This window comes from Pelomicrobium sp. (assembly GCF_036803785.1).
Lineage (GTDB): Bacteria > Pseudomonadota > Gammaproteobacteria > Burkholderiales > UBA6910 > Pelomicrobium.
Map to the genome: position 1 here is coordinate 1 of NZ_DAIRTR010000241.1, position 2,167 is coordinate 2,167.

Annotated in this window: 3 protein-coding genes; all 3 read left to right on the forward strand. The window is 68.3% G+C overall.

Features of this window, described 5'->3' with window-relative positions:
• Positions 1-227: 227 nt before the first annotated feature.
• Genes V7Q81_RS15800 through V7Q81_RS15810 form a run of 3 tightly spaced genes read left to right on the forward strand, consistent with a single transcriptional unit; the run spans position 228 to position 2,100 of the window.
• Positions 228-1,223: a biotin--[acetyl-CoA-carboxylase] ligase gene (locus V7Q81_RS15800; RefSeq protein WP_333845243.1), complete on the forward strand. Its 996-nt coding sequence runs from the start codon at positions 228-230 to the stop codon at positions 1,221-1,223.
• Entirely contained in the window at positions 1,220-1,957 is a 738-nt protein-coding gene (locus tag V7Q81_RS15805) for a type III pantothenate kinase (protein WP_333845246.1), read from the forward strand. The genes V7Q81_RS15800 and V7Q81_RS15805 overlap by 4 nt, the downstream gene beginning before the upstream one ends.
• Positions 1,954-2,100, forward strand: a complete 147-nt coding sequence (locus V7Q81_RS15810; protein WP_333845248.1) for a hypothetical protein — start codon at positions 1,954-1,956, stop codon at positions 2,098-2,100. The genes V7Q81_RS15805 and V7Q81_RS15810 overlap by 4 nt, the downstream gene beginning before the upstream one ends.
• Positions 2,101-2,167: the final 67 nt, after the last annotated feature.

Sequence of the window (2,167 nt, forward strand, 5' to 3'; positions counted from 1 at the left end):
CCCCACCGAAGGCCCCCCAGCGGGGCCTTCGGCACTTTGAGCCCCGCGTTGGACGGCGCCCCGCCTGCCAGGCGGGTTCATTGCCTAGCAAAGGCCTGCGCGAGAAATCCAAGGCGCCCAGGGCGAATTTCCTTGGGGTAGCTTGCGCAAGGAGCGTGTTGCCCGCTCGAAGCCTCGGGCCCATGGCTTTACAGGCCTTGTCTTCCCTCCCTAAGCTTAGCGCCGTCATGAATCCCCTGAGCCTGCCCGTGCTGCGCCTGATGACGGACGGGTGTTTCCATTCCGGCGAAGCCATCGCTCGCGCGCTGGGCGTCTCCCGCGGCACGGTGTGGAACGCCCTGCGGGACATGGGCGCGCTGGGGATCCAGGTGCATCGAGTGCCGGGACGCGGGTATCAGCTGGCCGAGCCGATCCAGTGGCTCGACGCAGCGCGCATCGAACGCCTGCTGGCTGAGGCTCACGTGCCCCTCACGCTTGAGGTGCTCGATTGCGTGGCCTCCACCAATACCGAGTTGCTCGCCCGGGTGGCGCAGGGCGCACCCCATGGCTTGACCCTTGCCGCCGAGGTGCAGACCGCCGGACGAGGGCGGGCGGGACGTCCCTGGTACGCAGTGCTGGGGGGCTCCCTCGCCTTTTCTTTGCTGTGGCGCTTCGAGCACGGCGTCGGTGCGCTCAGGGGCTTGAGCCCGGCGGTGGGGCTGGCCATCGCCCGGGCCCTAGAGGCCCAGGGTGCCCGGGGGATCCAGCTCAAGTGGCCGAACGATCTGGTGTATCGCGGCAGGAAGCTCGCCGGCATCCTGATCGAAGTGCAGGGAGACGCGCTGGGGCCGACGGCGGCAGTGATCGGCATCGGTCTCAACGTACGCGTGCCGGCCGACCTGGCAGTGCGGGCCGGGCAGCCGGTGGCCAGTTTGACGTCGCTCCCGGGTTTCAAGCCCGATCGTAGCCGGCTCCTGGCGGACCTGTTGATCGCGTTGTACCGAACTCTCGAGCGCTTCGCAGTGGAAGGGTTTGCGCCCCTACGCCGTGAATGGGAGGCCAGGCACGCGTATCACCGCCTTAGGGTGCGGGTGACGATGCCAGACGGCCGGACCGAAGAGGGCGTGGTCTGGGGCGTGGGAGAGGGGGGCGAGCTCCTCCTGGACACGGGCCGAGGGCGCCGGCGGCTCGCCGCCGGCGAAGTGAGCTTGCGACCCGCGGTCGATGGGGAGGCAGACGCTTGATTCTCGCCCTCGACGCGGGCAACACCCGCCTCAAGTGGGGACTGCACGACGGCCGCCGTTGGGCGGCTCTGGGGTGTGGGGCCACGGTGGAAGGGGCGGCGCTGCTCAGCGAATTGCCGGGACGGCTCGAGCGCCCCGAGCGGGTGGCCCTTTGTAATGTCGCCGGTGCCGAGCTGGCAGTGGCGGCGCGCAGGCTGGCCGACCAGTGGGGCGTCGCGCTCATCGAGATTCGTCCGCGGTCGTCCCAATGCGGCGTGACCAACGGTTACGCCGATCCGGGACAACTAGGGGCAGACCGCTGGGCTGCGGTGATCGCTGCTTGGCGGCGGCGGAGGCGCGCCTGCCTAGTGGTAAACGTCGGCACCGCGATGACGGTGGACATGCTGGATGATGACGGGCATTTCCGCGGTGGGATGATCGTTCCGGGACACGCCCTCATGCGTCAGGCCCTGGCGGAGCGTTCCGCCGCCCTGGACCGGGGGCTGGGTCGATTCGATTTGTATCCGAAGAACACGGCCAATGCGGTCTACAGCGGGGCGCTGGTGGCGCTGGTGGGGGCGGTGGAGCACGTGGCGGCCCGATTCGAGGCGGATCTGGGGTCGCCACCGGCAGTGCTGCTGGCTGGCGGAGACGCAGAGCTGGTTCGCGCCCACTTGAGGTTGCCCGTGGAGAGTGTCGAGCACCTGGTTTTGGAAGGCGTGGTGTGTATCGCCCAGGAGGAGGCCGGCCCATGAGGACCTTGTTCTGGTTGCTTCTCGCCGCCAACCTGGTGCTGGCCGGCTATCTGCTGCTGGGACCGTCCAGCGGCGGAGGGGAGTCAGCGCTGCTCCAGCAGCAGCTTCATCCGGAAAAAATCCGCATTCTTCCTTCGTCGTGAAACTTCCCCTGGGCTCCTGGGGGTTTTTTTACTGCGACTCGTGACAAATGACGCCGGTACGCAGGAG